Consider the following 6040-nt stretch of genomic DNA (forward strand, 5'->3'; position numbering starts at 1 on the left):
CTTGATAGCGTGGGTTTGTGGTTATTCTTATTCTATCTTTTCTCAATCGCTTTTTCTATATCTTTTTGGTGTCACATCTATTGTAACGCTACAAAAGGTTCTTGTTAAAGAATAAAAATAATTATTGATTTATTATATTATTTATTGTATAATAATAAGACAGAGGTGCTTTTACACCTTCAGCGTAGCGTATGGGCCCTGTGCGACAGGATGCTACGAACCTTGTCAGGCGGGGAACCGAGCAGCAATAAGTGGATTATTCTGTGTGCCTCAGACAAGTCTGTACGTTACGTTGAGGGCGTAGAAGCATTTTAATTCTTTAAGGAGGTTTTGATATGTATCAGGTTTTGTACAGAAAATACAGACCAAAGGTTTTTTCCGATGTTTACGGACAGGACCATGTCACCTCCACGCTTAAAAACGAAATCAAAAACGGCAGAGTGTCGCACGCATATTTGTTCACCGGTTCTCGTGGAACAGGCAAAACCACTTGTGCAAAAATTCTTGCCAAGGCTGTGAACTGCGAGCATAATGTTGACGGTGAGCCTTGCAACGAATGTGAAGTTTGCAAAGGACTCGACAACGGCTCAATCTATGATGTTGTTGAAATAGATGCTGCTTCAAACAACGGTGTTGACAATATCCGTGAACTTCGTGACGAAACGAATTACGCTCCAAGCCGTGGAAAATACAGAGTATATATTATCGACGAAGTGCATATGCTCTCAACAGGGGCATTCAATGCCTTGCTCAAAACTCTTGAAGAGCCACCTGCACATGTAATATTCATTCTTGCAACAACCGAGGTGCACAAACTTCCTGCCACAATTCTTTCTCGCTGTCAGAGGTTTGATTTCAAACGAATTCAGCCCGAAACCATGGCGGTCAGACTGAAAGAGGTTGCAGGTCTTGAGGGACTTAATCTTGATGATGACGCAGCTGTGCTCATTGCAAGAATTGCCGACGGTGCATTGCGTGACGGACTTTCCATCCTTGACCAATGCGCAGGCAGAAGCAAGGAAATCAATTCGGATTTGGTGTCCGAGGTTGCAGGCCTTGCAGGCAGAGAAGCTATGTACAAACTGTCCGATTGCATTGCAAACAGCGACAGCAACACGGCAATGTCAATTATCAGCGACCTTTATCAAAACAGCTTTGATATGGAGCGACTTTGCGTTGAGATGATTAATCATTTCCGCAATTTCTTGGTTGCCAAAACCGTGCGTAAGAGCCGAGAGCTGATTATCTGTACGGATGATGAATACAATACAATTTTGGAAGCGTCAAAGGAATTTACGGTTGAAAGCATTGTTTTTGCACTCGACCTGTTCCAAAACACTTTGGTGACAATCAAGGGTGGCGCTTCGGCAAGGATTGAGGTTGAAATGGCGTTCATCAAGCTCTGCGAGCCAAGGATGGACGAGAGTATCGCTTCACTTCTTGACAGAGTTTCAAAACTCGAAAACGCAATTAAAAGCGGTGTAAAAGTTCAGCCGACACAAACTGCTGTTCCTGCACCGAAAGAAGAATATATACCAAAGGATGAACCAAAGCCACAACCAAAGGCAGAGCCGACACCTGTGCCGATGCCTGAACCTGAACTTACTCCCGTTGAGGAAGAACCGCCGGTTCGGGAGCAACAACCGGTTGTTGAAACTCCTCCTGTTGAGCACAAAACCGCACCGCCTGTTGTAAATCCAAACGAAACCGTGGAATTTACACAATGGGGCGATTTTATGGATGTTTTGCACAGGACAAACATTCCGTTGTTTGGTGTGTTGAGTGGTTCAAAGGGCTATGTCAGAGGCGAGTTTTTCTTGCTCGACAGTCCAAATCCGGCGGTAAGAGATTTCATCAAATTGCCGATTCATTCAAAATCAATCAAGGCGGCATTGCTTGAAGTAACAGGCGTTCACTTCAAACTCGGACTTTTCAAGCGTCCGGCAGAGCAATCCGCACCAAAACGAGATCCGCTTGAGGATTTAATCAATCAGGCGCAAGGTTCGGTTAATATCGAATTTAAATAATTTTATCAAGGAGAATATTATGAAAGCAAGAATTCCAAAAGGTATGGGCGGAGGCCCACAGAATATGCAGGCAATGCTCAAGCAGGCTCAAAAAATGCAAGAGGATATCGAAGCAAAGAAAGTTGAACTTGAGCAAAAGGAATATGTTGTTACTTCAGGCGGAGGAATGGTAGAAATCACCATGACAGGCAGCCACGAAGTTAAGGCAATCGGCATCAATCCGGAGGTTGTTGACCCTGAAGATGTTGAAATGCTTGAAGATATGCTTGTTGCCGCTCTTAACGAAGTTACCCGTCAAATTGATGAGGAAGCTGAAAGAGAGCTTAATTCCGTAACAGGCGGACTTAATATTCCGGGACTTTAATCTAAAAATATAAGAGGATAATTATGGCGTATAATCTTGCTCCGCTTCAAAATTTAATAGACCAATTTGAGCGTATGCAGGGCATCGGCCACAAAACCGCACAGCGAATGGCGTTTTATGTTCTCGGCTTGTCCGATTCACAGGCACAGGAGTTTGCAAAGGCAATCACCGACGCTCACACCAAAATCAAGCAGTGCAAGGTTTGTTGCGATTTGGCTGATGATGAACTTTGTCCGATTTGTAAAGACAACACGAGGGATAAGAGCGTTATTTGCGTTGTTGAGGACCCGAGAGATGTTGTTGCGATTGAAAGAACGCACGAATACAAGGGCACTTATCATGTGCTCCACGGTGCAATTTCGCCGATGGATAACATCGGTCCCGACCAAATACGCATAAAGGAACTTATCGCAAGGCTCGGAAGCGGTGAGGTTGAGGAAGTCATTATGGCAACCAACCCAACCGTTGAGGGCGAGGCAACCGCTATGTATATATCCCGATTGCTCAAGCCTATGGGCATCACGGTCAGCAGGCTTGCTTACGGAGTGCCTGTCGGTGCAGATCTTGAATATGCCGATGAGATAACTCTTTCAAGGGCAATCGAAGGCAGAAGCGTGATTTAACAAAATAACAAGGGAGTGACAGGCTTGGAGAAAAAAGAGAATAACACAGTTGCAACCAACAAAAAAGCCTATCACGACTATTTTGTTTTGGAAAAATACGAGGCAGGCATTGAACTTTTCGGCACGGAGATTAAGTCAATCCGTGCAGGCAGAGTTAATTTGAAAGACAGCTTTTGCAGTGTTGATGACGGCGAGATGTTCGTTATCGGTATGCACATTTCACCGTACGAGATGGGCAACCGCTTCAATCGTGACCCGCTTCGCAAAAGGAAACTTTTGCTTCACAAAAAAGAGATTATGAAGTTGTTTGGCGAAAGTCAACAGCAGGGATTGTCGATTATTCCGCTTGAATTATACATCAAAAACGGCAGAGCCAAGTTGTCAATCGGGCTTTGCAAAGGTAAAAAACTCTATGATAAGCGTGCCGTTCAGGCAAAAAAAGACGCCAACCGCACAATTGAACGAGAGTTTAAAGAACGATATTGAGTGCTCGGCACTTGAATATATGGGGATGAAAGGATTTCGACGGGGTCGGAAAACTTTGGTCAGCGAGTAGTGGAGTTGCACCACTTTAAAAGTAACAACTTTAAAATTAACTGACAATAATACAGTTTCTTTGAAGGCTGCGTAAGCACCCTTCCGTTCTCACCGATAGTGCCACGGATTGGATGAGGGCGTCGATTAGTGGCGAACATGAATGAGAGAGCGCTTCAGCTCTCATCAGGAATCAGAAGCTACCGTAGCGTATAGGCTGTTTGTCGCCGATGCGTGAGGGGAATCTCAAACGATAAACTACACTCGTAGAGCCCTTGGCAATCCTTCTTCGGACGCGGTTTCGATTACCGCCATCTCCACCAGGACAGAATAATCCGAAACTTGTTATCTTAGGTAACTGTTTCGGATTTTCTTTATTTTTAGATACAGTTAAGGCAGGGCGCTAACCCTGCCTTTTATCGTTTTGCTCGTTCTTTTTCTGTTCTTCAAAATCCTTTTGGATTTGAGGTAGTAGAAATCGTGCAAGTTTTTCTATTTCATATTCAGGAATGTTCCATTTGATTTCTGTCGTCATTTGGAATCATCCTTGCATTATTCTTTTGTTTTGGGCATCATCCTTTCTGTGTGTTTGACAATTTGGACATTGTTTTTGTTATAGTTTTCATAGCTTTGTCCTCCTTTGCAAACACACAATACCGCGAACTGCTTTGTAAGTCAAGTGATTTATAAACAATATTGAAGGGATATGTTTATTGGTGTATACTAAGCTTAGGTACTCAATTGCAGAAAGGATGTTAGACTAATGAAAAATATAATTATTGATCGCGAACCAACTATGGAAGATATGAAAAGAAACATAATTGATGCTGGAGGATTGTTTTACCAGTATAGACCTTGCAACAATAACGCATCTACTGTTTACGACATAGAAAATATTAAACATAATGTTTTGTATGCTCAAACACCATTGAATATGAATGATCCTTTTGACTCTAAAATAGGATTTTGTACAGAAGAGTTTTATGAAGATTGTATAAATATGATTCTAGATGCTATGGATTTAGATAACAACTTAAAAGTGTTTATGTCTGTAGTATTGAAGTATAGAATGTTGGGGAATATGATAGAACTTATTGATAAACTAAATGAATTGAAGCAATATTTAATTTCAACAAAAAAGAATAAACATTTAATGGGATTGTCAGATACCCAATTCATAAACAACCATATCAAGAGTTTGTTTGGAAAAGCACCAAAAGAAATCAAACATATTTTTCCACAAGAATTATTTCGAACACTTGGACTAATGATAACATCTATTGAGTCAGATGTTATCACAGAAGAAATATTAGAAAGTGCTTTAAATTTACAATCATATATGGATGATTTTGTTCAAGAAATTGAAAACATAAAGAATAATAAATATTCACCTTTATTTAAAAAGTTCCTTTCACAATTAACCATAACTTGTTTAACTGCAAGTGGTTGGGACAATCAATTGATGTGGTCACATTATGCTAATTCCTATTCGGGAATATGTGTAGAATATGATTTAACTAAAATGGATGATTTCTTTGGCTTTTTCTACCCGGTTCAATATACTGAAAAGAGACCAACGGTATCACTTGCCGATTTAGGAATTGGTTTAGAAGTTGTAGATGGAAAATATAATGTTGTTCAAAAAGAGGTTGATATCGTTCCGTTAATGAATTACTTGCTTTGCAAGAATAAATGTTGGGAATACGAAAAAGAATGGAGGATAATTAATATTGGAGAAGCAAATACACCACATTTTATTAATTTCCCTTTTATAAAAACAATCACTTTTGGATTAAATATTTCTAGTGATATAAAGAGTGTTCTTCTAGACATTTGCAAACAAAAGAAAATTGATTGTTACGACTTGAAGTTAGGCAAAGAAAACTTTTCCCTTACAAGAGAACTAATTGATTTTGATTCTTTGTCTTACGAAGAGGAATCTGAAATTCAGCATGTGGCAGTTTTAGTTGAGAATATTGTTAGATTATCAGAGTACATAACGGAAAAAGTGAGATGATAGGAGAAAAGATTTCGGCTGAATGTTTTGATTCAAAATTCGCTGTCGATTATTTAGAAAAACTATCGGATATTTTGTTAGATGCGTATCATTTTAAAATAACTATTAACAAAATTGTAGAAAATACAAATGAAGATATATCTGTTTTGAAAGAGGACGAAGGAATCAAAACAGCTAAAAATGCCATCGAAGAATTCGTAGTAGTTGCAAGTTCTTTATCGAACACTTTAGAAGATACACTTAAAACAATAAGATACGGATTTGTAGTTCCGGATAGAGAATTTAATTTGATGAAACAGTACAAAAAAGACTTGCGTGATTTGTCAAGTCAAATTTCAAATATTGAATGGAAAATATAGAGTAAATGTTTTTGAGAGAGATCCAAGCTTACTTATAGCTTGGTCTTTTCTTTGTCCAGCAATGGTTGAAAACCCCCGGTTCTACCGGGGGAAACAGAAAGCTTTAGTAAAAATAA

7 protein-coding genes and 2 other RNA genes are annotated in these 6040 nt (G+C 39.7%); 8 read left to right on the forward strand and 1 reads right to left on the reverse strand.

The annotated features are described in order from the left end of the window. Positions 1-104: 104 nt before the first annotated feature. From ffs to ssrA, 6 genes are all read left to right on the forward strand, one after another. Positions 105-323: signal recognition particle sRNA large type (gene ffs, locus B5D29_RS08920), an RNA gene on the forward strand. Positions 324-335: 12 nt separating this feature from the next. Continuing rightward, on the forward strand, positions 336-2027 hold the full coding sequence (dnaX, locus tag B5D29_RS08345) for a DNA polymerase III subunit gamma/tau (protein ID WP_078769104.1): 1692 nt from the start codon (positions 336-338) through the stop codon (positions 2025-2027). A gap of 19 nt (positions 2028-2046) precedes the next feature. After that, positions 2047-2391 (forward strand): YbaB/EbfC family nucleoid-associated protein, encoded by a 345-nt coding sequence (locus B5D29_RS08350; protein WP_078769105.1) that lies wholly within the window; start codon positions 2047-2049, stop codon positions 2389-2391. Positions 2392-2414: 23 nt separating this feature from the next. Then, positions 2415-3014 (forward strand): recombination mediator RecR, encoded by a 600-nt coding sequence (gene recR, locus B5D29_RS08355; protein WP_078769106.1) that lies wholly within the window; start codon positions 2415-2417, stop codon positions 3012-3014. A gap of 24 nt (positions 3015-3038) precedes the next feature. Further along, entirely contained in the window at positions 3039-3500 is a 462-nt protein-coding gene (gene smpB / locus B5D29_RS08360; RefSeq protein ID WP_078769107.1) for an SsrA-binding protein SmpB, read from the forward strand. A gap of 21 nt (positions 3501-3521) precedes the next feature. Next, positions 3522-3871: a transfer-messenger RNA gene (gene ssrA, locus B5D29_RS08365) on the forward strand. A gap of 80 nt (positions 3872-3951) precedes the next feature. Here ssrA and B5D29_RS08850 read toward each other — a convergent pair. Further along, on the reverse strand, positions 3952-4083 hold the full coding sequence (locus B5D29_RS08850; RefSeq protein ID WP_278286422.1) for a hypothetical protein: 132 nt from the start codon (positions 4081-4083) through the stop codon (positions 3952-3954). Between the two features lie 228 nt (positions 4084-4311). On the opposite strand from B5D29_RS08850, the gene B5D29_RS08370 reads away from it, so the two are divergent. Beyond that, positions 4312-5565, forward strand: coding sequence for a DUF2971 domain-containing protein (locus B5D29_RS08370; protein ID WP_078769108.1), 1254 nt, complete (start codon positions 4312-4314; stop codon positions 5563-5565). Next, positions 5562-5924, forward strand: a complete 363-nt coding sequence (locus tag B5D29_RS08375) for a hypothetical protein (RefSeq protein WP_078769109.1) — start codon at positions 5562-5564, stop codon at positions 5922-5924. The genes B5D29_RS08370 and B5D29_RS08375 overlap by 4 nt, the downstream gene beginning before the upstream one ends. Positions 5925-6040 lie beyond the last annotated feature (116 nt).

Origin of the sequence: Eubacterium coprostanoligenes (genome assembly GCF_900167205.1) — a bacterium.
GTDB lineage: Bacteria > Bacillota > Clostridia > Oscillospirales > Acutalibacteraceae > Eubacterium_R > Eubacterium_R coprostanoligenes.